General features: G+C 50.7%; 16 protein-coding genes and 1 pseudogene. 6 read left to right on the forward strand and 11 right to left on the reverse strand.

All coding sequences use genetic code 11. The annotated features are described in order from the left end of the window. Nucleotides 1-6 precede the first annotated feature (6 nt). Both KMZ15_RS07170 and KMZ15_RS07175 read right to left on the reverse strand, forming a co-directional pair. On the reverse strand, nucleotides 7-3,345 hold the full coding sequence (locus KMZ15_RS07170) for a pentapeptide repeat-containing protein (protein ID WP_223692092.1): 3,339 nt from the start codon (nucleotides 3,343-3,345) through the stop codon (nucleotides 7-9). Nucleotides 3,346-3,402: 57 nt separating this feature from the next. Then, nucleotides 3,403-4,899 (reverse strand): NACHT domain-containing NTPase, encoded by a 1,497-nt coding sequence (locus KMZ15_RS07175; protein ID WP_223692094.1) that lies wholly within the window; start codon nucleotides 4,897-4,899, stop codon nucleotides 3,403-3,405. A gap of 21 nt (nucleotides 4,900-4,920) precedes the next feature. Between KMZ15_RS07175 and KMZ15_RS07180 the strand changes: the two genes are divergently transcribed. After that, on the forward strand, nucleotides 4,921-6,243 hold the full coding sequence (locus tag KMZ15_RS07180; protein ID WP_223692096.1) for an IS5 family transposase: 1,323 nt from the start codon (nucleotides 4,921-4,923) through the stop codon (nucleotides 6,241-6,243). 22 nt (nucleotides 6,244-6,265) lie between these two features. On the opposite strand, the gene KMZ15_RS07185 is transcribed toward KMZ15_RS07180, so the two are convergent. Beyond that, complete coding sequence (locus KMZ15_RS07185) at nucleotides 6,266-6,721, reverse strand: hypothetical protein (RefSeq protein WP_223692098.1); 456 nt, start codon at nucleotides 6,719-6,721, stop codon at nucleotides 6,266-6,268. Nucleotides 6,722-7,036: 315 nt separating this feature from the next. Here KMZ15_RS07185 and KMZ15_RS07190 point away from each other — a divergent pair, with 315 nt between their 5' ends. Both KMZ15_RS07190 and KMZ15_RS07195 read left to right on the forward strand, forming a co-directional pair. Beyond that, complete coding sequence (locus tag KMZ15_RS07190) at nucleotides 7,037-7,183, forward strand: hypothetical protein (protein WP_258134779.1); 147 nt, start codon at nucleotides 7,037-7,039, stop codon at nucleotides 7,181-7,183. A 331-nt stretch (nucleotides 7,184-7,514) separates the two neighbouring features. After that, nucleotides 7,515-8,528, forward strand: a complete 1,014-nt coding sequence (locus KMZ15_RS07195) for a hypothetical protein (RefSeq protein ID WP_223692100.1) — start codon at nucleotides 7,515-7,517, stop codon at nucleotides 8,526-8,528. A gap of 151 nt (nucleotides 8,529-8,679) precedes the next feature. Here KMZ15_RS07195 and KMZ15_RS07200 read toward each other — a convergent pair whose 3' ends face one another. From KMZ15_RS07200 to KMZ15_RS07230, 7 genes and pseudogenes are all read right to left on the reverse strand, one after another. After that, nucleotides 8,680-10,005, reverse strand: coding sequence for an IS4 family transposase (locus tag KMZ15_RS07200; protein WP_223691058.1), 1,326 nt, complete (start codon nucleotides 10,003-10,005; stop codon nucleotides 8,680-8,682). Nucleotides 10,006-10,258: 253 nt separating this feature from the next. Next, nucleotides 10,259-11,713: an efflux transporter outer membrane subunit gene (locus KMZ15_RS07205; protein ID WP_223692101.1), complete on the reverse strand. Its 1,455-nt coding sequence runs from the start codon at nucleotides 11,711-11,713 to the stop codon at nucleotides 10,259-10,261. A 17-nt stretch (nucleotides 11,714-11,730) separates the two neighbouring features. Further along, nucleotides 11,731-14,928, reverse strand: a complete 3,198-nt coding sequence (locus tag KMZ15_RS07210) for an efflux RND transporter permease subunit (RefSeq protein WP_223692102.1) — start codon at nucleotides 14,926-14,928, stop codon at nucleotides 11,731-11,733. 29 nt (nucleotides 14,929-14,957) lie between these two features. Further along, on the reverse strand, nucleotides 14,958-16,166 hold the full coding sequence (locus KMZ15_RS07215; RefSeq protein WP_223692103.1) for an efflux RND transporter periplasmic adaptor subunit: 1,209 nt from the start codon (nucleotides 16,164-16,166) through the stop codon (nucleotides 14,958-14,960). Nucleotides 16,167-16,293: 127 nt separating this feature from the next. Further along, nucleotides 16,294-17,133, reverse strand: a complete 840-nt coding sequence (locus tag KMZ15_RS07220) for an FTR1 family protein (protein WP_223692104.1) — start codon at nucleotides 17,131-17,133, stop codon at nucleotides 16,294-16,296. A 69-nt stretch (nucleotides 17,134-17,202) separates the two neighbouring features. After that, nucleotides 17,203-17,469 (reverse strand): annotated as a pseudogene (locus KMZ15_RS07225) (cupredoxin domain-containing protein); the annotation flags it as partial. Between the two features lie 264 nt (nucleotides 17,470-17,733). After that, complete coding sequence (locus KMZ15_RS07230; protein ID WP_223692105.1) at nucleotides 17,734-18,798, reverse strand: glycosyltransferase family 4 protein; 1,065 nt, start codon at nucleotides 18,796-18,798, stop codon at nucleotides 17,734-17,736. 379 nt (nucleotides 18,799-19,177) lie between these two features. Between KMZ15_RS07230 and KMZ15_RS07235 the strand changes: the two genes are divergently transcribed. The 3 genes from KMZ15_RS07235 (at nucleotide 19,178) to KMZ15_RS07245 (ending at nucleotide 22,864) form a co-directional block, all read left to right on the forward strand. Continuing rightward, entirely contained in the window at nucleotides 19,178-21,010 is a 1,833-nt protein-coding gene (locus KMZ15_RS07235) for an ABC transporter ATP-binding protein (RefSeq protein ID WP_223694779.1), read from the forward strand. A 764-nt stretch (nucleotides 21,011-21,774) separates the two neighbouring features. Next, nucleotides 21,775-22,398 carry an SCO family protein gene (locus tag KMZ15_RS07240; protein WP_223692107.1) on the forward strand — a complete coding sequence of 208 codons (624 nt, stop codon included), beginning with the start codon at nucleotides 21,775-21,777 and terminating at the stop codon, nucleotides 22,396-22,398. A 16-nt stretch (nucleotides 22,399-22,414) separates the two neighbouring features. Next, a complete protein-coding gene (locus tag KMZ15_RS07245; RefSeq protein WP_223692109.1) occupies nucleotides 22,415-22,864 on the forward strand; it encodes a copper chaperone PCu(A)C in 450 nt (149 codons plus the stop codon). A 13-nt stretch (nucleotides 22,865-22,877) separates the two neighbouring features. Here the strand turns inward: KMZ15_RS07245 and rfbD are convergent, their stop codons facing one another. Continuing rightward, nucleotides 22,878-23,771 carry a dTDP-4-dehydrorhamnose reductase gene (rfbD, locus tag KMZ15_RS07250; RefSeq protein ID WP_223692112.1) on the reverse strand — a complete coding sequence of 298 codons (894 nt, stop codon included), beginning with the start codon at nucleotides 23,769-23,771 and terminating at the stop codon, nucleotides 22,878-22,880. Nucleotides 23,772-23,785 lie beyond the last annotated feature (14 nt).

The raw sequence follows: 23,785 nt of genomic DNA on the forward strand, positions 1-23,785 counted from the left end.
CATCTCTCAAGAAAAATGAGAAAATAAGCACTGCTTGTTCGTCGAGGATACTGACTTCCCAGTCGATGGATTGGATTGCTTCGTAGACAGAATATCGAGTGCTCCGCGGTTTGACGGCATGCTAGTGATCTTCTTATCTGTCTCGTGTAGATTTAAAGGTAGAGACGGCTCACTTATCGCGCCGCGCTGCTTTAAAAGCTGCTTATTCATTCGGCTTAAGCCCTGTACGCCTTGGGTAGAGGTATCCGTCACGGTAAGCAGAGCATGTGTCGAACTCCAGCGCAAGCGCACCTGATATTGATCCCCTTCTTTTATCACCTGCCACAAGCGAACTGATCTATCTCTACAGCCGGTCACCAAATAGTTGCGGTCGCGGGTTACGTTCCAGGCGACACTCAAGACTGTTTTGTGAAAACCTCGAATCACAGCTATACACTGGCCCGAGGCAACATCCCATAGCCTCACGGTGTGGTCCTGACTGCCAGAAACGATTTGCTGGCCGTTCGGCGAATACACCACGCTCCAAACTGGACCGCTGTGGCCGCTTAAAGTGTGGCCAGGCTTGCCGGATTGCGCGTTCCACAGCCGCACGGTGGTGTCCTCACTGCCGGAAGCGATCTGCTGGCTGTTCGGCGAATACACCGCACTCCAAACCGTGCCTTTATGGCCGGTTAAAGTGTAGGAAAGCTGGCCGGATTGCGGGTCCCATAGCCGAACAGTGGCGTCTGCACTGCTGGAGGCGATCTGCTGGTCGTTTGGTGAATACACCACACGCCAAACCGTGCCTGTATGGCCGCTTAAGATGTGGCAGGACTCACCGGATTGCGCGTTCCACAGCCGCACGGTGGTGTCCTCACTGCCGGAAGCGATTTGCTGGCCGTTCGGTGAATACACCACACTCAAAACCTTGCCTTCATGGCCGGTTAAAATGTGGGAAAGCTGGCCGGATTCCGGGTCCCATAGCCGAACAGTGTTGTCCTCACTGCTGGAGGCGACCTGCTGACCTTCGAGCGAATACACCACGCTCCGAACCGGCCCTGTATGGCCGCTTAAGATGTGGCAGGGCTTACCGGATTGCGCGTCCCACAGCCGCACGGTGGTGTCTGCATTGCCGGAGGCGATCTGCTGGCCGTTCGGCGAATATGCCACGCTCCTAACCCAGCCATTATTTCCGCTTAAGGTATGACAGATCTGCCCGGATTGTACATCCCACAGATGCACTATCCCGTCATAACTGCCAGAAGCGATTTGCTGGCCGTCGGGTGAATACATCACGTTCGGAACCCAATGTGTATGGCCGTGTAAGGGGCGGTTAGGCGGATCGGTTTGCACGTCCCACAGCCGCACGGTGGTGTCTTCACTGCCGGAGGCGATCTGCTGGCCGTTCGGCGAATACACCACACTCCAAACCGAGTCTTTATGGCCGGTTAAAGTGTGGGAAAGCTGGCCGGATTGCACGTCCCATAGCCGCACGGTGGTGTCCTCACTGCCGGAGGCGATCTGCCGGCCATTGGGTGAATACACCACGTGTACAACCTGGCGGGTATGGCCGACTAAAGAACTGAGGAGCTTACCGGATTGCACGTCCCACAGCCGCACGGTGGTATCCTCACTGCCAGAGGCGATCTGATCGCCGTTCGGCGAATACACCACGCTCCAAACCGAGCCTTTATGGCCGGTTAAAGTGTAGCCGTGATTACTGGATTGCGCGTCCCACAGACGTATGGTGGTATCCGCACTGCCGGAAGCGATCTGCTGGCCGTTCGGCGAATACACCACGCTCCAAACCGGATCTTTATGGCCAGTTAAAGTGTGGGTAAGCTGGCCGGATTGCACGTCCCACAGGCGCACCTTGGTGTCTACACTGCCGGAGGCGATCTGCTGGCCGTTCGGCGAATACACCACGCTTCGAACCGGGCCGCTATGGTCGCTTAGGGTGTGGCCGGGCTTACCGGATTGCGCGTCCCACAGACGTACGGTGGTATCCGCACTGCCGGAAGCGATTTGCTGGCCATTCGGTGAATACACCACGCTCAAAACATCGCCGGTATGGCCGTGTAAAGTGTGAATTTTTTTCCAGTTCGAGGCCTCATACACACTGATCGTGCCATTGTAAAGACCAACGGCGCAGCGTTTCCCATCCGGTGAATACATGCAGGTTATCACCGCACTGTCTTCTTCGAGAAAAGGCCATTCACCAAACTGCACACCGGTCATTTTCGCACCATCTAAATTTGCTTGGCGCAGCCATATCTTCCGAAGAATAACCTTTCTTAAATCAGCACCCTGCAACTGAGCATGATCGAATACACCCTCACTCAGATCCGCGCCTGGAATCCGAATTCCCTTTAAATCTGCTCCATTAAACTGCACGCCTGCTCGGATCAATATCGTGATCGCATTGGCGGCAGCTTGGCGGACATCGGCATCGGTTTTTGAGCGCTCGACAATCATTAAGAGCTTTTCCTTAAAGAGAGGCTCTTGCTCAACCCGCTCAGTTAACCATCGCACAACGCCCAGGTCGCCGAGCCAATGCTTTGGGGCTAATGATACGTCTGGCAGCGTTCGGGTGGGCAAAACAGATTGGTTTTCAAAACTATAGACGGAAGCGTCGCTACCACGGCGGTGGTGGGTATCTGACACGCTGCACGCATCGAACGACTCGAAGAGCGAGCGTGCCACACAATATTCAAGTAGCGATTTATGGATAAAGCGATATTGATTGCCGCTTCGGGTCAGGGGCCAGGCTTCTCGTAGCAGTTGTTGTTTGTCTTCCAGCCCGAAAAAGGCTTCCGGCCAATTTCCCTTGTCGTTGAACAACGAATAGTGGAGCACCGGGTTACCCGCATTCTCTATATAGAGATGCACCGCTAAGTCTTGCACAAATTGGAGACCGTGCCGGGCAAAACCATCGTCGGATAACTCCCTGAAGATGACTCCTCTGGTCCCCGTTAAATCTTGTGTGCTTAAACGCTGCTGGTTACGCTCAAACCAAAGCTTAACGAACTGGTCATACAGGTCCAGGCGTAACTGGACCACACTGCGCACTTTACCTTCGTTTTCCAAGTACGGCAAGGCATCGAGCACCACGCGTAATAAAAAGGGGTTGCTGACCAAGGCTTTTAAATGTGGTTGTTGTTCAAGGGCTGCTTGATAGCGTTGCGACGCCCAGCCCAACTGGTTGTGGGCCACATATTTTTTGAGATAGCATTCGCGCTCTGCTTCTGAAAATGGCTCAATCACGACTTCTTGGAAAAATGAGTCCTTACCCTTCAAATTCGGATTCGGTTGAAAACGGCTTAGGTAGTCCTGGCCCAGATATTCACTGCGACAGCTGATCACCATCTGTCCCTGCCAACCGTCGGACTGGTTGATCCGATTGCTCAGATACAGATTCTGCGTCTACCGAATCTCATCGTAGCCATCTAAAACAAAGATAAATTTTTGTTGTTCTTTCTTTAAGGTCTGAATCTGAAATTCGGATAGCCCTTTTTTCTTTAACGCTTTGGCGATTAGATCGTGCTCAGGCTTGTCAATACTAGCCAGAGAGATAAATAGCGGAATTGCACCCGGTTCTTCTTTCTTTTCCCATAACTGCTTTTCGAGCAGACGATTCAAGGTAGATTTGCCCGCCCCAGAGTCTCCTGTCAACAGCACCACCTGTTTATCTGTCAGCAGCGCTTTAATTTTAGATAAAAGGTCAAAGGTTTCGGCCTTTCCATCTAAACTCGCTTTGCCGCGCGGTTCAACATACAGCTTTTCAGTTTCCTTAAACGCTTCATCTTGTTTGAGCGCAGCAAAATATTGTGCCTTCAGTGCCTCTCTGGGATCCGCATTCAGCACCCATAGTTGGTGGTGGTGTTGCTGCACGGTGGAGGCCAGCCGACTGTGCAACCCGGTACGTATATCATCGAAGATACTGTCTATTAATCGGGCAAACTCAAGATGACCAAGTGAAGGCTCTTTTTTTAAACGAGCTATAAAATTGCCGTACCCCTCCCAAAACTTGCTCAGAAACGTTTTGGCCTCATTGTTGCCAGCTAAAAGCCGCTCGATTAGCTTAAAAATGACTCCATGCTGTTTTTTTTGATTAGGATGCACGTCTTGTTCTGCTTTGCCCTCCACATCAAATCTAAGCATACCCTCCATGCGCACCGTGGTCGATGTAATAAAACGCGCCAGGCATTGCTGATAGCTATCTGGGGTTAAGGAAACCGGAATAATGCCGTACCGATCCTCTCCCCGTTCCTCTGCTCGAATTTCCAAAAAAGCCATTTCCGTTAACACATGATGGAACCCAGCTTTATAGTCCGGATCTTGTGAAAATTTCTTGACCACCTGACGTATTGCCATAGCGCTCGCTCGTTCAGCGTCTTCGAGATAGGCTTTTCGATCTTCGGCATAAGCTTTTTTAAGTTCCTGATAAAACTTTTCATAGTCCGACCATTCTTTCAGGTAGCTTCCTAATACCGCGGAACAACAGACCACGACCTTATCGACCGGTTTCACTCCTTTTTTTAACTGATCGGGCAACAAACAGAGCTGATTGCTTAAGATATTTTCTAACCGTGCGTCCTCTTTCAGCTCTTCTTCAGAGCTTGAATACGGTTGCGCCATTGGTGCTTGATCGGAATATAAAATGACTTGGATTTCAGATAGTTTTTCGATTAAATATTTAGACGTAGAGGCTTTGGCCTCTCCGTGATCTTGATTATCGTGGGCATACACCAGAAAAAGACTCGGTTTATTCGACACCTCTAAAGAGCTAAGCGTCAACAGCGCTTTTTCAAATAGATAGTCGGTCCTGAATAATTCGTAAGTTCTTTTGTGGTAAAGGCTTTGCGTCGAGATAGGGTGGCATAAATTGCAAGAAAATGGCATATTAAGAAAATAAATCATGCAATTTGTGATGAGGCAAGAATGGGTCCAAAGGCAACGGCGAGCACAGGAGATTTATTCCGGCATCCGCTAAACGAACAGATCAATATGAAGCATCCGTTGGTGCGACTGGCGGGTTTAATCAACTGGGATCAGCTTAGCGCGTTGATGAGTGAGAGCTTCACCTCAAACAGAGGTCGACCTGCGACCTCGCCGAGGCTCATAGCCGGCTTACTGTATCTGCAATACGCATTCAATTTGTCTGATGAAGAGGTGGTGTTGGGTTGGCTGGAAAACCCCTACCAACAATTTTTTACAGGGGAAACGTACCTTCAAACTGAGGCACCGATTGACCCGTCAAGTCTAACGCGTTGGCGTAATCGGCTTGGTGAAGCGGGCGTAGAAGAGCTATTAGCGGAGACGATCGAAGCGGCCAAACGTAGTGATGTCATCAAAGCATCGAGCGTAAAACGAGTGATCGTTGACACCACGGTGATGGAGAAGGCGATATCGCATCCTACCGATTCGCGATTGCTAGAGCGTTGCCGAGAGCATCTGGTGAAAGTGGCGGCACAATACGGTTTAAAGTTACGGCAAAACTACAACCGAATTGCGCCTCGCCTATCAACCCAGATCAGCCGTTATGCGCACGCGAAGCAGTACAAACGAATGAACAAGGCGTTGGGTACACTACGTTCGCGAGTGGGGCGAGTGATGCGTGACGTTGAGAGACAAATCGAGTCAGTGGCCGTACAAGGCCGTGATGCATTGAGAGAGTTGATATCCCGCACAAAACGAATCATTTCGCAAAGGCCCAAGGATAAAGACAAACTCTATGCTCTGCATGCCCCAGAAGTGGAATGCATAGCCAAGGGCAAGGCGCGTAAGCCTTACGAGTTCGGTGTGAAAGTATCGATCACGACGACTCACCAGGAAGGGTTGGTGGTTGGCGCACGCTCAATGCCAGGAAATCCTTATGACGGTCATACGCTGGCCGAAGCACTAGAACAAGCAGCGATCCTGTGTGATGTGACTCCAGAGGTTGCGATCGTTGATCGCGGTTACAAAGGCATTGAGATCGATGGCGTAAAAATCTATCACTCTGGTATGCGTCGGGGTATCACCCGTACGCTACGCGCGGTCATCAAACGACGCAGTGCCATTGAGCCCACTATTGGCCATATGAAAGCGGATGGGAAACTCGGTCGAAATTGGCTCAAAGGCGCGTTAGGCGATGCCATGCACGCGGTGCTCTGTGGTGCTGGGCATAACTTACGTATGATCCTCAGAAAGCTTCGGCTTTTTTACGTCTTTCTTTTATCCGTTTTATTCCGTCATACCTTTACTGTTGGTTTGAGTTTTTAGCTCACATAGTACGCAAAACGATTTATTCAGGACCGACTAGATAATCTACCAGTTCGCTTTTTTGCTGGGCAGATAGGGAGGTAGAGGTGGCCGTCTGAGCCACAGTTGGCGCACTGCGCGCAGACAGCGACACACCGAGAACAGTTGAGGAACTTTCCTCAGGGCCCCACTTTTTCGCCTTTTTATAGCTTGCCTGCGCCCTATCAGTTTGCTCTAACTGCTCTAACACCTTGCCATGCTCTAAATACACGGTGGCGATTTTATCCCGCAGAGTTTGATCTGCTAGGGTTTCAGGAGCGTGCGCCTTTCTCACGGCTTTTTTCATCTCGGATAACGAGGCTTCTGCGTCGTCACATAACACCAACGCGATCTTGGGATCCTTAGCCTTGCGGGCAGTCTCTAAGTAAGAGCTAGCGAGATCCAGCGTTTCCTGTAGCGAAAGCACGCTTCGTGATGACGAAAAAACGCTGCCCAACATAGTGTTCTCCTATTATTTTTTATAATTTGTCATTGTAATATGGCATCGATTTGAGCAAACCCACCCCGAGACAATACGAGTTTGCTCTTATTTTTCAAGGAATTAGTGACAAACTTCAACAGCCCCTAATGAATATGGTAAATTAATTAAGACATCGATGGTCTTGGAGACGAAAATGAGCAGCGGTGTTGAAAAGCGTTTCGAATCGTATTGTCATGAAATCGTGAAAGCCTTGTCGCATGCAGATCGTTAAGCGCCGACGCAGTGGTAGCAAAGGGCGTGATGCTACCTAAAGGCAGGAAGAGCGTAGAGCCGATGGCAGCGCGAGTGCATCTTAAGGATATTTGCTCGGTGCATCATCTGGTTACGCGGTCAGAATGGAGTGATCGGTCGTTGTTGGAGACAGTAAGCGGTAAAGTGTTGTCGGCCTTGACTCAGTCAGAGATTGAGAAGAGTGTATAGATACTTGATGACACGGGTTTTCCAAAGAAAGGTAGGTATTTGTGTACGCGCCATTTTTCAACTCTGTTGACCTCTAATTCTTTATGAAAATTCCTTCTTTTATTTCACTTTTGTTTACAGGTGTCCCACTAGGCAGTCCGCCTCCTTCTATGGCACGCCATGCGCATACTAATGCAGTATCCCAAGAGAATATGGTAGTCGACAGCTTGGATGGTCCCGTCACTAAAAACGAAATTCAATCATTTATCAGTTATACGCAGACATTAAATCCAGTACCCACGAATGAGCATAATGAGTGGGTCCAAGGTCACAGCGGTGAAATTTTAAGTCCATGGCATTGGTCTATGAGATTGCGCCAAAAAAAGAAATTCTGGACAAAACGGTGTCGTTCTGTGACACGCTTTTGTCCATACGCAATGATCTGAGTGGTAAGCGTGTTATCTGGACGGGGCGTGTCGATCCAGTTTGGCCCAATCAACCTAATGCAAATCCGATTCAAACTGGTGGAGAACAAGGTGACCCCGTTGGACACCTTGCCACTTGCGCTAAACAAATTCTGCAAACATGTGCTACCTATAATGAGGTCGTTCCTGATGGGGACCCTCATCATTTTGGAAAAACCTATCTGAAACGCGCTAAGCGCTATGTGATTGAAGCGGACAAAACGGTCGATCAGCATATTCTGAAATCATTACTCACGCTGCGTAATGGCAAGCATATGTACTTCTCAAATGCCTCACCGTATAAAACCGGGCTGCCAGTACCGTGGAATCAGCAAATGATGTTCGATTATGGCTTTATGAATCTAGCCCAAGCGCATGAGTTGCTAAAGGATGCGCCAGAGCGAGTCAAGCTTTACGATCAGATTGTTAAATCCAACATTGATTGGTTCTTTAAAGATGGCGTGTCACGCTATACCGATAAAGCGCATCTTCCCGCGGATGACTGGGGCTATTCGATGCCCCAGAAAACGGCCGAAGATTGCAATCACGGCAGTCTTGACGTAGCAGGCGTCTATCGGCTGTATGCGAGTGGTCGGTACGGCATCCATGCCCAGCAGTTAGCGCCTATCGCTAACACCGTTATGGACGTGGTTCCTCTCAGCGGAAAGGAATATGCAGGCCGCTTGAACGGCACCAGTGGCTCTGGTAACTCGAAAGATACCAAGCAATTGCGCAGCGGCTATTTATTTACGGCGCAGTTTAAGCCACAGGCCTATCAACAGATGATGGCGGATGCCGGAATCAAGAGCGGAGATAGTACTAACAGGATTGATGCCTACTCTCGCTTCTTGTGGGTTAAGCATGAGCGCTCACGAGGCAATGCGTCGGCAGCACAGGATTGAGGGCAAGCCCTAGTACTATTTGTTATGAAATTCTCAGAACACGATTATTCTGTGTCCCGCAACGACAGCCGCGGACCTGATGCTCCTGTTGACGACGGCTTATCAGCAAAACAATATGAAAGCCACTTTACACCATATCCTTATACACAACTCAAAATATCTGGTTTTGGCGCGCCCAGCGTAGACCCTGAGCAAAGGCAGTAACCTGCTGTAATCCTTGCCAGATGGTTTTTACGCCGGGCTCGCCATCCCCTTTTCGGCCTAAGAATCCACCCAACATCGCAATAAGCCGCACTACTTCATTGAGTCGAGGCGTCTTTTTTGGCACAGGTTTTTTCATGAGAAGATACGCGGCTTGCCATTCCTCTGGCTCAAACAGCAGTTCTGCTTCCAGATCAGGGCAAGTACGGCCTAGTCTCATCAAGCGAGCGATTCGCCAAGCCACCACCATATAGACCGCCAGCGCCCTCTCTAACTTTTCGATAGCCCCTAGTTGCAGCGCCTCGACGCGACAGCCGTTTTTGAGAACGTGGAAGAACATCTCAATCTCCCAGCGAGCCCGATACCAGTCAATCAACTCCACTGCTGCGTCGAAATCAAGTACCACGCGATTAGTGAGCAAGCGCCACTCCACAGGCTTACAGCCAGACGGTACCTCCACTTCTTGGGCTATTACGCAGGTCACTTCTAACGGGGAGCCCTTTCTATCATCAAGGACAACGCGTTTCATTCTGACTTGCTGACGTACCGCTCGAGCCTTTTGGCCATGCCGTGAGGGCATCATAAAATGCAATTCGCCTACCGCTGCCTGCGCACCGACTGCCTCCCACAGGCGAGCACCATCTGGTAGCACCCGGTTGTGACACGAGCGAATTAACCAATCCACCGGATTCCCCAGTTCGGAGGCTTTGCATATCAGTTCTAGCATGTCGGATTCACGGTCTGCCATATACACCAAACGTGTCTCGGGTAACTCGGCTGAGAGTTCTGCCAGTCGGCTATACCCTTCGATCCAGCGTATACTTTCCTTGATCCCAGACCGATTCTCTACGTCTTCTTTGGATGCACGTGCCCACATCCACGCATCTAATACGCCTAACGGTTCACGCTCCAACGATACCGCATACGTCGGGTGCAGGTACATACCTCGTTGCGCTTCGTAACACAGGGGACCCAAGCCTTCTATCGATTGTCCGTTGAAGTTCAGTTCCGTGGTGTCTTGGATGCACAAAACGGTACGCTGCTCTTGTAAGCGCGCACGCGAACAGGACCAGTGCGGCTCTAAAATAGACTCCCAACCTATATCCTCTTGAGATAAAAATCGATACGCCCCCTGGGTTTCCGCCCACCCTTTACATGCCCCAGGCAGACTCGCCGTCGGCTTTTCCCCAAGACGCTCTGCAAGCAACATCAGCCTCTTGTTTAACCGCTTGTCACCTAAATCTACTGTCTTAAATTCTTTCGCTGCCCAGCTCATCTCTGCCTGTCATCTCTTTCTTTTAAAGGTTTATTGTACTTGGCTGTTTATAGTTGTGTGTAAGGACATGACTTTACACCGGGCCATCAGGGCTTATCGGCTGATGATTATTGACGAAGTAGGCTATGTACCGATGAATCTAGAGAAACTTATTGACCGTACCAATGATCCATTAGGCCTAGATATAAATGAAAAGATAAGGTCCAATAGCGCCTAAAAAGTCCTTACGCGATTGGACCCAACCTATATTTCTTTATGATGCGATAGGCACATCCGCTGGCCGCGGCGTATCACCAGTACGCTCAAGCCAGCCTCCGCCTAAATATTGATATAGATTGACCAGATTAACCAGCCGTGCCAAGCGGCTTGAAATCAGTGCTTGCTCGGCTGCATATAAGCTCGTCTGCGCACTCAACACCCGCAGATAGCTATCAATGCCATTGCGATAACGCAAGGTGGACAGATCAAGCCGACGTTGTTGAGCTGCGGTGTAGCGCTTAAGCGACGCAATTTGTTCATCGTAGGTACCGCGCGCGGCAAGCCCATCCGCTACTTCGCGAAAGGCCGTTTGAATCGCTTTTTCATATTGTGCAACAGAGACCCGCTTACCTGCTTGCGCCGCATCAAGATTGGCAAGATTCGCACCACCGCTAAAAATAGGCAGTGAAACCTTTGGCACAAAACCCCAAGCAATCGAGCCTGGTTTAAACAACCCACCCAGGTCCGGGCTCGCACTGCCAAACTGTCCGGTGAGCGAAATACTCGGAAAAAATGCAGCCCGAGCCGCGCCAATATTGGCGTTAGCCGCCCGCAAATTTTCTTCAGCTGCGGCAATGTCCGGGCGACGCACCAGCAAATCCGATGGTAAGCCTTCTGGAATATCAGCCAGTATCGACTGGTGATCAAGCGGCAATGGCTGCGGTAAATCGGCGGGCAACGGTTCGCCGACTAAGAGCGTGAGCGCATTTTCAGACTGGGCCCGTAGACGCAGTTGATTTTGGTGATTGGCCTGGGCTTGCTCAACAGTACTCTCAGCCTCTTGCAAATCAAGCTCAGAGCCAACGCCTGCGTCAAACTGCACGTTGGCAAGCCGGTAAGATTCCTGAGCAGCGCTAAGGGTTGCTTGGGTGACTTTGAGCTGCTCGTCATAGGCATGGGTGGTTAAATATTGGTTAGCTAACTGCGCCACTAACGAAATTTCAACCGCCTTGCGGGCCTGAGCCGTCGCTAAATATTGCGCCAGGACTTGATCTTTTAAGCTCCGTAGCTTGCCAAAAAGGTCAATTTCCCACGCCGCAGCCGCGCCCACCTCATACTGGCTAGCCACCACTGCACGGTTAAGCATGGAGAGCTCAGCGGGGGTGCGACTACGATTGCCAGCCCCTTGCGCACGCAAATCCGGCACCAAGCCTGCGCGCTGAATCCGATATTGTGCACGTGCTTGTTGCACATTTAATGCCGCTACGCGCAAATCACGGTTATTGCGTAACGCCAGCTCAATCAACTTTTGCAAACGCGGGTCTGCAAAGAACTGGCGCCAGCCCAAATCAACCGGCGCTGAGGCTGACTCGGTCAGCAAGGTATACGCATCCCCCGTAGGATAGGTGGCGGCAACCGGCGCTGCTGGGCGCTCATAACGAGGTGCCAGCGTACAGGCAGCTGAAACTGCTGCGATTGACAATGCAGCTAAAAGAGAAAATTCACGCATTTACATGTTCCTGAGGTTCAAATTTTCGGGTGAGTATCTGCATCCGAATTGCTCTCATGACTCGAAGCGTTCACCATCGGGTCAGCGCCAGCTTGCACCTTCTGCTTTGATTTAGATTGACAGAATTTGCTACGCACCACCACAAAGAACATTGGGATGATGAAAATGGCGATAAAGGTGGCGCTCAACATCCCGCCGATAACCCCCGTGCCAATCGCATGTTGACCAGCAGAACCGGCACCACGGCTAATTGCCAAAGGCAGCACACCAAGCACAAAAGCCAATGAAGTCATCAAGATTGGCCGCAAACGCAAACGCGCGGCTTCGATGGCAGCTTCCATTGCAGTTCTGCCCTGTGCCTGCAGTTCTTTGGCGAACTCAACAATCAAAATTGCGTTTTTTGCAGACAAACCAACAGTGGTCAATAAGCCCACCTGGAAATACACATCATTAGATAGGCCGCGACCTGTCGCCGCCAATAAAGCACCAATGATTCCAAGTGGCACCACCAAGATCACCGAGAATGGAATCGACCAGCTTTCATAAAGCGCAGCTAGGCTTAAAAACACCACCAAGATTGAAATGGCATACAGTAATGGCGCTTGCGAGCCGGATAAAATCTCCTGGAGCGACATACCGGTCCACTCATAGCCAATGCCATGCGGCAATTTTGCTGCCAGGTTTTGCATTTCTTGAATTGCATCCCCCGTGCTTTTGCCAGGAGTTGCTAAGCCCTGGATGGCTACCGAGGAAACACCGTTATAACGCTCAAGCTTAGGCGAGCCATAACCCCAATGCGAACTGACAAATGACGAGAACGGCACCATCTCGCCTTGCGCATTGCGGATATACCAACGCTGAATGTCTTCCGGGGTCATACGAAAAGGGGCGTCGCCTTGGACCAGAACCTTTTTGATGCGGTTATCCCTATCTAGGAAACTGTTAACGTAAGTTCCGCCCCAAGCAATCGAGAAACTCCGATCAATCAAAGACAATGGAATCCCCAGCGCGCTGGCCTTCTCACGATTAATATCCACATGAAATTCCGGCGTGTCATTCAGACCGTTCGGGCGCACCTGCATCAATATTGGGCTTTGTGCCGCCATCCCTAGCAACTGATTGCGCGCTTGCATCAAGGCATCATGGCCGAGACCGGCGCGATCTTGCAATTGCATATCAAAGCCAGAGGCTGTGCCAAGCTCGATAATCGGCGGTGGATTAATCGGAAACACCATGGCATCTTTAATCTGCGAAAAACGCATAAAAGAGCGCTGCATGAGTGCTTGTACCGATTGATCCGCTCTCGTACGCTGTTTCCAATCTTTTAATCTAACAAAAACCATACCCGAATTTTGGCCACTGCCAGCAAAACTAAAGCCATTGACCTCAAAGGCCGATTCAACCAGCTGGCTTTCATCTTGCAACAGGTATTGGCTAACTTCGCTCAGGACTGCTTGGGTCCGCTGTTGGGTTGAGCCTGGCGGGGTTTGCACCAGCACAAATAAAATCCCTTGGTCTTCATCCGGCAAGAAAGCCGTAGGCATGCGCATAAACAGCACACCAACGACCACGATAATCACCGCATAAATGCCAAACCAACGTCCAGAGCGAGCGATGACACCACGCACGCCTGACTGGTATTTATCGCGACCACGCTCGAAAGTCCGGTTAAACCAGCCGAAAAACCCTTTTTTCTCTTCGTGGTGTCCTTTAGGAATCGGTTTGAGCAAACTCACGCATAAAGCTGGCGTCAGAATCAGTGCCACTAATACTGAGAGCACCATCGCCGACACAATGGTCAGTGAGAACTGACGATAGATTGCTCCCACTGAACCGCTGGAAAACGCCATCGGTACAAATACCGCGGATAAAACAAGCGCCACGCCAACCAGCGCACCCGTAATCTGGCCCATTGCTTTACGGGTTGCCTCGCGCGGTGAAAGCCCTTCTTCCGCCATGACCCGCTCGACGTTTTCAACGACCACAATCGCATCATCGACTAATAACCCAATCGCCAGCACAAGGCCAAACATCGACAAGGTATTAATCGAAAAACCGACCGCCGCCATCACGCCAAACGTACCCAACAACACAATTGGCACGGCAATGGTTGGGATCAGCGTAGCACGCCAATTTTGCAGGAATAAGTACATCACCAAAAACACCAGCACAATCCCTTCAAATAGTGTCTTGATCACTTCTTCGATCGAGATGCGCACAAAGGGCGTGGTGTCGTATGGATATTTCACGACTAAACCGGGCGGGAAGTATTTCGATAATTCTTCAATCCGTTCACGTACCAGCCGCGCGGTTTGCAAGGCATTCGCGCCCGTCGCCAGTTTAAGCGCAAAGCCAGCGGTAGGCTGGCCGTTATAGCGGGTATCTACGTTATAGCTTTCACCGCCGAGTTCAATCCGTGCGACATCGCGCAAACGTACTTGTGAACCGTCTGGCATCACCCTTAATAAGACATTGCTAAATTGTTCCGGCGTCCTTAACAAGGTTGCTTCGGTGATCACCGCATTGAGTTGTTGCTTGTCCACGGCCGGTAAGCCACCTAACTGACCCCCTGGCACTTGGACATTTTGCTCAGAGAGTGCGTTGGTGACATCGACTGGTGTTAGGCGGTAGCTAGCCAGTTTATCTGGATGCAACCACACTCGCATTGCATACTGGGTGCCAAACAGCGTCGTGGTGCCGACCCCATCAACCCGGCTAATTGGATCTTGCACATTGGCCGCAACATAATTGGCCAAATCAAACTTATTCATGCTACCGTCGGTAGACACGAAGGCTAATACCATCAAGAAACTACCGGACGACTTAGTAACTTTGATACCTTGTTGCTGCACGGTTTGCGGCAATAGGGGTAAGGCCAGTTGTAGTTTGTTTTGCACCTGCACTTGCGCCACATCCGGGTTGGTACCCGGCGCGAAGGTCAGCGTAATATTTGCGCCCCCCGAGTTTTCACTGGTGGAGGACATATACAGCAAATGGTCGATCCCATTCATTTGCTGTTCAATCACCTGGGTGACTGTGTTTTCAACGGTTTGGGCCGATGCGCCTGGATAGGCTGCGCTGATTTGCACTGCGGGCGGCGCTACCGATGGATACTGTTCAACAGGCAAGGTGCGAATCGACAACGCTCCGGCCATCATCAAAATAATGGCCAGCACCCATGCAAAAATCGGTCGATCGATAAAAAACTTAACCATGGAAATGGTTTTCCTTATTTTTAATACGGTTATTCTGCGTTGGCGTTAGCGTCCGCGGCGTCGCTGGCCGCAGGCTGTGGCCCAGCAGCAGCTTCAGTCGTCGGCGATACCTGTGTGGTTACCGGTTTGACGGTCATCCCAGGCTGCACTTTTTGCAATCCTTGCACAATAACTCTGTCGCCTGCGTTCAATCCACTCGCTACCAGCCAATTATCATCAGCCGCTCGCATCGTGGTCAGTACACGCAAAGCGACTTTATTATCTTGATCGACAATCAAGGCAGTCGGTTGGCCTTTTGCGTCATGAGTCACGCCAACCTGCGGCACCACCAGCGCACGATGGTTCACGCCTTCTTGGATGCGCGCACGAACAAACATACCAGGCAGCAAGGCTTTTTTCGGATTTGGAAAGAGCGCGCGTAAGGTGATCGTGCCCGTACCCGGTTCGACCGCGATATCGGAAAACTGCAACTTTCCTTGGAACGGATAAGATGAGCCATCTTCCAGCACGAGGTCGACCTTGACCTCGTTACGACCAGTCATTTGTAATTGGCCGTCTGCCATTTCACGGCGCAAACGCAAAACGTCACTGCTCGATTGCGTCACATCAACATAAATCGGGTCGATTTGCTGCACCGTGGCTAACAACGTTGCCTGGCTGGCTTGCACATAAGCGCCTGGAGTGACATAGGATTTGCCAATCCAACCTGCAATCGGCGAGCTCACTTCGGTATAGCCAAGGTTAATGCGCGCCACTTCAAGCGCGGCCTTAGCAACACCAACGTCCGCCATCGCTTGGCCATGCTCAGCCAGCGCATTGTCATATTCTTGCTTGCTAATCGCATTCGCTGCAAGCAACGGTTTGTAACGTTCGGCCTTAGCCGCGACTGCATTTAAACTAGCGTGTGCTTTTGCCAACGCAGCTTGGCTACTCTCAAACTGAGCTTTATAAGGAGCTGAGTCAATTTTGTAGAGGCGCTGGCCCGCTTTCACTTCGCTGCCTTCTTTAAATTCACGTTTAAGCACAATGCCATTGACACGTGCGCGCACCTCAGCAATCTGCCAAGCAGAGGTGCGTCCAGGTACATCAATTGTCACTGGCACAGTTTGCGGCTCTAGGGTGACAATCCCCACTTCCGTTACCGGCGGTGACGGAAGGGCCTGTTTTTTGCCACAAGCGGCCAGTGCAAGTAGCGCAACAAGACCAATCAAATTGAAAAAGAACCGATTGATATGCATGGAGCGACCTCTTGTATTAATCATTATTGAAAGAATTTCGAATGGCTTATTATATAGACGGATGGCATACCAAGCTAGCGCATGTATTAGAGCAACGTATCATGGGCTAGAATGCGCCCTTGTTGATTCATGCCGGCCGATTTTTAACCGTCAGGCACCGCTGTGTACGTCTCACTAACCAAGCCACCACAGCCCAATAAATAAGATACGCCAACACATTCATTAACGATGGATACGCACGATAGCCGGTCAATGCCGCCAACAATGTACCCACAGCATTAGAATCATCGAGTAACGCTGAAGTATTCCACAGTGGGTCAATCAGAGCAGGAAGTATTTCTTTATCAATGAGTTTATCAACGCCTGCTTGGACCAATCCCGCAGCGAGAAAGAGCAACATCATTTCAGTCACGCGAAAAAAAGCGCGCCAAGAAAACAATTTGCCACCCAGCTGCAATAGGTAAAACGTTAGGAGGGCTAGACCAAAGCCTATCAATACGGCAGCCAGGTGCATAGGCAAAATATATCCTGCTTGCCCAAAACCCAGTCCATAGAGAAAGATGACCGTCTCACTTCCTTCGCGCGCAACTGCTAATGCAGCAAGCAGCGTCACCCCCCACCAATGCGCATTTTGAGTACTTTTTTGTAAAGATGCTTCGATGCCTTGTTTTAAGGTACCGCCGTGATACCTCATCCACAATACCATCTGTACAATCAGCACAGCCGCAATCCAGACCATTGCGGCCTGGAAATAATCCTGGGTTTCACCGGAGAGGGTTTCACTAAAGTTCACTAATGCCGCGCCAAACGCAACCGCCACTAGCAGACCTAGTCCAACTCCTAGCCACAGATAAGGCAGGCCCTGCCGCGCCGTCTTGTCACCATTGCGCAACCACGCATATAAAATGCCGATCACAAGCAATGCCTCAACACTTTCACGCCATACTACAAACAGCACCTGCCCCATTGAGCTCTCCAAAGCTACCTGATTACCGCCTACGGCTATCCCTATCCTTGTTTCTACTTAAACTCAAATTTATCTCGCGACGATTACCCCTTGTGCCGTCGCTTGATGAAAATCATCGAAAAATTTGTATTCGCCCGGTGCCATTTTTTTAATCACAACAAAAGATTTGGCGCCAGGGCTGAGCACCTTCTCTTTACGCAATTGAATGCTTTCAAATTCAACCGCGCTTTTGCCGGTATTTTCAATTTCAAGTTTGATCGCCTGATTAGCCGGCACCTCGATGCGAGAGGGCATCAATTTCCCGTCAGCCATCTCAAGTTTGAAGGTCGGTAACTCTTCTTTTGTTTCTGTGCGCGCGTGTACACCATTGGACAACGCACAAGTCAGCGTGAAAAGAGTAATTATGAGACTGATTTTCATTTAAATATTCCTTGATGAGAGGATTTAATATTGAGTTGGACAAACGGGCAGTACTAAAAAGCAATGGTAGCGCTAATGCGAATCATTCTCAATGAGAAATAAGTATACCACCCTTTTAATTTATCTCACGCTTAGATCTGAATAAAAAAAGGGCCACACGAAGTGTGTGCGGCCCTTTTTCTAACCTACTGCGACTTCACGTAACACAGTGCGGTGTTGTTGATGCAGAAGATGTTCGTAAGCAACAATATAATCTTCCGCCATCCGTTGCGCGGTAAAGCGTGCTTCAAATTGTTGGCGCACTGTATCGCGCGACACTGTATGCAAGCGCTTCACCGCAGCCACCGCCTCCATTTCATCACTCACTAAAAAGCCCGTCACGCCGTGGTCGATCACTTCGGGGACTGAGCCACGCTTGAAAGCAATCACCGGCGTACCACAGGCCATCGCCTCAATCATGACTAAACCAAATGGCTCAGGCCAGTCAATCGGAAACAGCAGCGCATGGGCGCCGGACAAGAAAGCGGCTTTTTCCGCTTCAGAGATTTCACCGATATATTCAACGTGCGGCTGCGACATCAATGGCTTGATCTGCTCGTCGTAATAGGCCTGATCGGCGCGGTCAATTTTGGCTGCAATTTTGATTGGCAAGCCACATTTAGCGGCAATCGAAATCGCTGTATCAACTCGCTTTTCAGGCGAAATACGACCCAGAAAAGCTAAATAGCCAGGCTGGATATCAGGACGAGGCATCAACATTTTTTCCGGCAAGCCATGATAAATGGTTGACAGCCAATTTGCCTGGGGCAGTGGCGAACGTTGACTATCGGAAATGGACACCACCTGAGCTTGCGTAAACAGATTGAAAACCGGCTGTAACTCAGGTAAATCAAGACGGCCATGCAAGGTCGTTAGAAACGGTGTGGACTGGCGGCTAAAAAGTGCGAACGAATGGTAATCAAGATGAAAATGCAGGATATCGAATTCGTCGGCGCGTTGCCGCACCTGTTCGAGCATCCGCATATGGGGTGCGAACATATCGCGAATCTTTGGATCTAAGCGAAGGGCTTGCGGCCATACTGGTTCGAGTTGCGCTGTGGTGACTGAGTCACCACTGGCGAACAAGGTCACATCGTGGCCCAACTCAACTAAGGCCTCTGTCAAATAAGACACCACTCGTTCTGTACCGCCATACAATTTCGGCGGCACAGCCTCGCATAACGGCGCAATTTGAGCGATTCGCATGACATGATTCTCCTAATATAAAGTCAGGGCAAAAGTTGAAGTACGGCTACCCAGTAGTCAATCACTTCATCACGGATTATTTGCTGCTTAAAATAAATTCAAGCGGTGAATTTCAAAGTATTTAACTTGTTACAATACAGAAACACTTTGTCGGTCTTTGTTTTACAACGCTGCTTTAAATTATCTGTAGTGATTTGATAAACAAGTTACTTGCTTTGCCGCTTGTCGATTCCGACATAAAAAGGATCAGGAGCATGGACGCATCCATGTTCCACCCAACAAGTAGCAAGTAGCTTATTTCACGCAGTCAAGCCGAGGCCATATGATAAACGTCAAGCTTGCAGAAGCCCACTCTTTTGTAGGCACGAATGAAATGAAGATGCGCTCGTCTACGACTCAGAGCGATGCGTATAACGCTAAGCTCGCTAGCTATGCTGATCGGCCGCTGGCTTTTCTGTATCAATATATTCGCCGTCACCCAGTCGCCCATGGCGCCGTGTTCATCAGCGTACTGGCCGCAGTAGGTTGCTCGCTTGCTGCTCAATATGGGATTAAGCATCTGATCGATATACTGAGTCAAGGACGCAGCCACTTCACGCAACTATGGAGTGCATTTCTGCTGTTAGCGGGCTTAATCGCTGCCGATAATCTACTCTGGCGCATAGGCGGCTGGGTCAGCACCCACGCGTTTGTCACCGTGACCGGCGATTTACGGCGAGATCTATTTCAATATTTGAGCGGCCATGCGCAAACCTGGTTTACAGAAAAGCCGCCCGGCCTGCTGGCCAGCCGGATTACGGCAACCTCAAATGCGGTGTTCACGGCTGAAAATACCATGGCGTGGAATGCTCTGCCGCCCTGCATCGCAGTAGGCGGCGCCATTGCCATAATTGCCGCAGTCAATCCGCTCATGGCCGGCGGTCTGCTATTGGTATCGACGGTGCTCGCGCTGATCCTCTTCAAATTGGCGAGTTACGGCGCCAAACACCACCGTGGCTTCGCCAAAGAAGCCGCAGCAGTCGATGGCGAGCTCGTCGATGTCATCAGCAATATGGGGCTAGTACGCGCCTTCGGAGCGACGGTCCGCGAGCAAACCCGCTTTGGCGCGAAGCTCCAAGAAGAAATGCGCGCCCGCCGCAAAAGCTTGCTACATCTTGAAAAATTAAGGCTGTTCCATGCTGTTTCGACGGCTTTTTTGGCCGCGGGATTGCTCGGCTGGGCCCTTTGGTTATGGACACGCGGCCAAGTCAGCACGGGCGATATTGTACTGGTCAGTTCACTTGGCTTGACGATTTTGCACTGCACGCGCGACCTTGCCGTCGCCCTAGTGGATGTGATTCAACATATTGCACGGCTTGCCGAAGCCATTGAGACCTTGCTTGAACCTCATCAATTGCCCGACCATCCACAAGCACAGACGCTGGTTGAACAAGGTGGACGCGTTGATTTCAATCAAGTTTGTTTTGCCTATCCAAATCGGACGCGCACGCTCGAGGCATTTGACTTGCACCTCGAGCCAGGCCAGCGGGTTGGCTTAATCGGCAGTTCTGGAGCCGGCAAATCCACGGTACTTGCGTTGTTGCAACATTTTTATGAACCCCAAGCGGGCCGCATTTTGATCGATGGTCAGGATTTGAGCATGATTACGCAAGAAAGCTTGCGTCAAGCCATCGCCGTCGTGCCGCAAGATATTTCGCTCTTACATCGGACGATTTTTGAAAATATCGCTTATGGCCGACCTCATGCTAGCCGCGACGAAGTTCTTGCCGCCGCTCATGAAGCACGCTGCACTGAGTTTATCGAAGCGATGCCGCAAGGGTTTGACACCCTAGTGGGCGACCGTGGCACGAAACTCTCAGGCGGCCAGCGGCAACGCATTGCGATTGCCCGCGCGATTTTGAAAAATGCACCTATCCTGCTCCTCGATGAAGCCACTTCCGCCCTCGATAGCGCCTCAGAAGAAGCAATTCAACAGGCGCTCGATCGACTGATGCGCGGCCGCACGGTGATTGCCATCGCCCATCGACTGTCCACGCTACAAAACTTTGACCGTATTATTGTGATGAGCGATGGCAAAGTCATTGATGATGGCGCCCCCGATGCTTTGCGCGCACAAGCGGGTCTTTATCGTGAACTACTGATGAAGCAATTGGGCAATGGTATGAGCGCCGTCAATTACGATGATGCGCACAGTGCTGAACACGCGGCATAATTTCCTGGCACAGACATAACCTGAAGCGGCTCAAGCACGCATTCACTTGAACCGCTGCCAAGCAAAAGTAAATAGTAAGTTTAGCTAGTCTCTCTCTGTGTGTCTGTGCGTGCGTGCTTCCAAACAAGCGCACGATCTTGATTCTGAGGTCATTGAGAATTGAAGCTTTTGTTTCTTTAACGCACCTTGCGGCCGATAGGCCGATGACTACGCTTGCTTGGCAATGCGCTTTTGCAAGGTCTGGGTTTCCCATTGGTACATCGCCTCCGAGAAGACGAGCACCAGCGCTATTGGATGCCAGCATAGTTGATATCGAACGAAGTGTGTCGATCAAAAATCAAATTTTTAGATGGGAGATAGCGGAAAGTAGGCTATAAGTGAGTGACGCTTATGGACACTCGAATGTCTGAAATTGTCTGAAATTTGAATCCCATTGAGAAAATGTAGAGTAAGGTGAGACCCTCCCTACATGGGGCTAAAGCTCGCACACATCAGGCTTTACAACAGGCCGTATCACACGCTTTGGATTCCATATGTATCACATGCTGGCGTTATATTTTAAGTATCTCCACCCTCTTGCCCTTGCTGCAGGCGAATCAGTTCACCCAATACCGAGATCTTGCTTGCCTAGACCCCGCACACCTGACTCCGATGAACGGAAAAATTTTAGGGGGTCTGTTAAAATAGCGTGCCTAACACATACATGCGCGCGCACCAGCGCGACTGTCCGCTATTCAACAAAATCGAGTTAGAAGGCTTTTATCATGCAGCGAGTCATGTTCCAGCAGCGAGCGATACTTTACTGTGCGCTCTTGGCCGGCGTCTTATCAATGCTCTTTCTTGGCTGTAGCCGGCAGCGCGATGAAAATTGGCAGTTAACCCAAGTGCGTCACCACCTGCCTGATCTTGATTTTGCTTTGACTGACGATCAGGGACAAAAGGTTAGCGCGCAAACTTACCAAGGCCAAATCACCCTCGTCTACTTTGGCTATACGCATTGCCCGGATGTTTGCCCTGAAACCATGGCGCGCCTCATGCTTGCGCTCTCGAAACTGGGCGACGATGCACGCGCTGTACGCATTCTGTTTATCTCGATCGACCCAGCACGTGATACGCCTACCTCAATGCACCGTTACGTCCGGGCATTTGATGCGGAACATGTCACAGGTCTGACCGGCACACTCAGTCAAGTCGAGGCATTAGCTAAACGCTACCGCGTCGCGTATCAATCTGAAAAGCCCGATACTGACAACCGCTATGAGGTGATGCACAGCTCAGCGATTTATATCTTCGATCAAAAAGGTCGGGCGCAATTGATGGCGACCGCCGCCGATTCTGCGGATAATATTGCGCACGATTTGCGTATTCTGCTTCAACCATCATCATAACGGGGAGTATCAACTCATGAAATGGATTACTTTTCTTTTAGCCAGTCTATGCTTTAGCGCATCTTCTTCAAGCGCCATCGCCGCGGCCTCACCAGAAGTGGTAGCCGAAGCCGGCTGGGTGCGCTGGCTACCTGACGGACGGCCAGCCGCCGGTTATATGACATTGCGCAACAACAGCGCTCAAGCTATCGATGTCGTCGCCGCCTCCAGCCCTGATTATGGCCATGTGATGCTACATCAGTCGATATCGGATGGCACACACAGCAGGATGATTCACCTCAAAAAATTAACCCTGCCAGCTCACAGCGAGGTCAGGCTCGCCCCTGGTGGTTACCATCTGATGCTTGAAAAAGCGCGCGCGGAACCGGCGATCAAACCAGGCGACACCGTGCAGGTTACACTCACCTTATCAGATGGCACATTCCTCCAGCTAACCTTGCCAGTACGTCCGCCCGCGACTTTATAGCTTGCTTTAAGCCCTATTCAGGGCGCAGACATAAGCGTAACGCGTCATGCCAATGAGGCGCAAATAAGTTAAAAGTCCGCGCCAATTTATCGTTAGATAGACGAGAATTGGCTGGGCGCTTGGCCGGTGTCGGATACTCTAGCGCCGAAATCGGCGTCAACTTTGGTTGCCTAGCAGGTGGCGCAAGCGTAAAGATCGCTTGCGCAAATTCATACCAAGAAGTCGAGCCGGCGGCGCTTAAATGATAGATACCTGATTTTTCTTGCCACCAACTCCGATCTTGATGGCCTAGCGCGATGCCTTGCGCCAAGATTTGCGCACTGAGGGCGGCAATGGTCGTCGACCAGGTCGGGGCGCCATATTGGTTAGCCACAATCCGCAACTCAGGCTGCTGCGCCGCCAGTTGCAACATCGTTAACAGAAAATTCTTGCCCCGCTTGCCGTAGATCCAGCTCGTGCGCAGCACGAAATGCGCCGCGCCTACTTCAGCCAGCGCCCGTTCGCCAGCCAGTTTACTGCGACCATAGGCATTTTGCGGCTGCGCGCTATCCTCTTCGGTATAAGCACCATCCTTGTCTCCAGCAAATACGTAGTCGGTTGAATAGTGGAATAAAACTGCATTGAGCCGCTTCGCCTCTTCAGCCAGCACGCCCGGTGCTAAAGCATTAATGCGCAGCGCTACAGGCTCTTCAATTTCAGCTTGATCGACCGCTGTATACGCGGCCGGGTTGACAATTAAAGCCGGCCGCAATTCGCGCACCACACGCCGAATTTGATCAAAATCTGCCAAATCCAGTGCTTGCCGATCCAACGCAACAATCCGGCCAAGACCTTGTAAACTACGCGCTAACTCAAAGCCAAGTTGGCCTTGAGCGCCAGTGATTAAAATCGTTCGAGAAGACGTCATGATAGAAATCCGCT

This window comes from Mycoavidus sp. HKI (assembly GCF_020023735.2).
GTDB lineage: Bacteria > Pseudomonadota > Gammaproteobacteria > Burkholderiales > Burkholderiaceae > Mycoavidus.

Bases quoted from the DNA above. Each gene is read 5' to 3' on its own strand.
- KMZ15_RS07205 (WP_223692101.1), bottom strand. From the start codon at position 11,713: ATGCGTGAATTTTCTCTTTTAGCTGCATTGTCAATCGCAGCAGTTTCA.
- KMZ15_RS07180 (WP_223692096.1), top strand. From the start codon at position 4,921: ATGGGTCCAAAGGCAACGGCGAGCACAGGAGATTTATTCCGGCATCCG.
- KMZ15_RS07195 (WP_223692100.1), top strand. From the start codon at position 7,515: ATGGCATTGGTCTATGAGATTGCGCCAAAAAAAGAAATTCTGGACAAA.
- KMZ15_RS07240 (WP_223692107.1), top strand. From the start codon at position 21,775: ATGCAGCGAGTCATGTTCCAGCAGCGAGCGATACTTTACTGTGCGCTC.
- rfbD (WP_223692112.1), bottom strand. From the start codon at position 23,771: ATGACGTCTTCTCGAACGATTTTAATCACTGGCGCTCAAGGCCAACTT.
- KMZ15_RS07230 (WP_223692105.1), bottom strand. From the start codon at position 18,798: ATGCGAATCGCTCAAATTGCGCCGTTATGCGAGGCTGTGCCGCCGAAA.
- KMZ15_RS07215 (WP_223692103.1), bottom strand. From the start codon at position 16,166: ATGCATATCAATCGGTTCTTTTTCAATTTGATTGGTCTTGTTGCGCTA.
- KMZ15_RS07175 (WP_223692094.1), bottom strand. From the start codon at position 4,899: ATGATTTATTTTCTTAATATGCCATTTTCTTGCAATTTATGCCACCCT.
- KMZ15_RS07220 (WP_223692104.1), bottom strand. From the start codon at position 17,133: ATGGGGCAGGTGCTGTTTGTAGTATGGCGTGAAAGTGTTGAGGCATTG.
- KMZ15_RS07190 (WP_258134779.1), top strand. From the start codon at position 7,037: ATGGCAGCGCGAGTGCATCTTAAGGATATTTGCTCGGTGCATCATCTG.
- KMZ15_RS07210 (WP_223692102.1), bottom strand. From the start codon at position 14,928: ATGGTTAAGTTTTTTATCGATCGACCGATTTTTGCATGGGTGCTGGCC.
- KMZ15_RS07200 (WP_223691058.1), bottom strand. From the start codon at position 10,005: ATGAGCTGGGCAGCGAAAGAATTTAAGACAGTAGATTTAGGTGACAAG.
- KMZ15_RS07185 (WP_223692098.1), bottom strand. From the start codon at position 6,721: ATGTTGGGCAGCGTTTTTTCGTCATCACGAAGCGTGCTTTCGCTACAG.
- KMZ15_RS07245 (WP_223692109.1), top strand. From the start codon at position 22,415: ATGAAATGGATTACTTTTCTTTTAGCCAGTCTATGCTTTAGCGCATCT.
- KMZ15_RS07170 (WP_223692092.1), bottom strand. From the start codon at position 3,345: ATGGTGATCAGCTGTCGCAGTGAATATCTGGGCCAGGACTACCTAAGC.
- KMZ15_RS07235 (WP_223694779.1), top strand. From the start codon at position 19,178: ATGCGCTCGTCTACGACTCAGAGCGATGCGTATAACGCTAAGCTCGCT.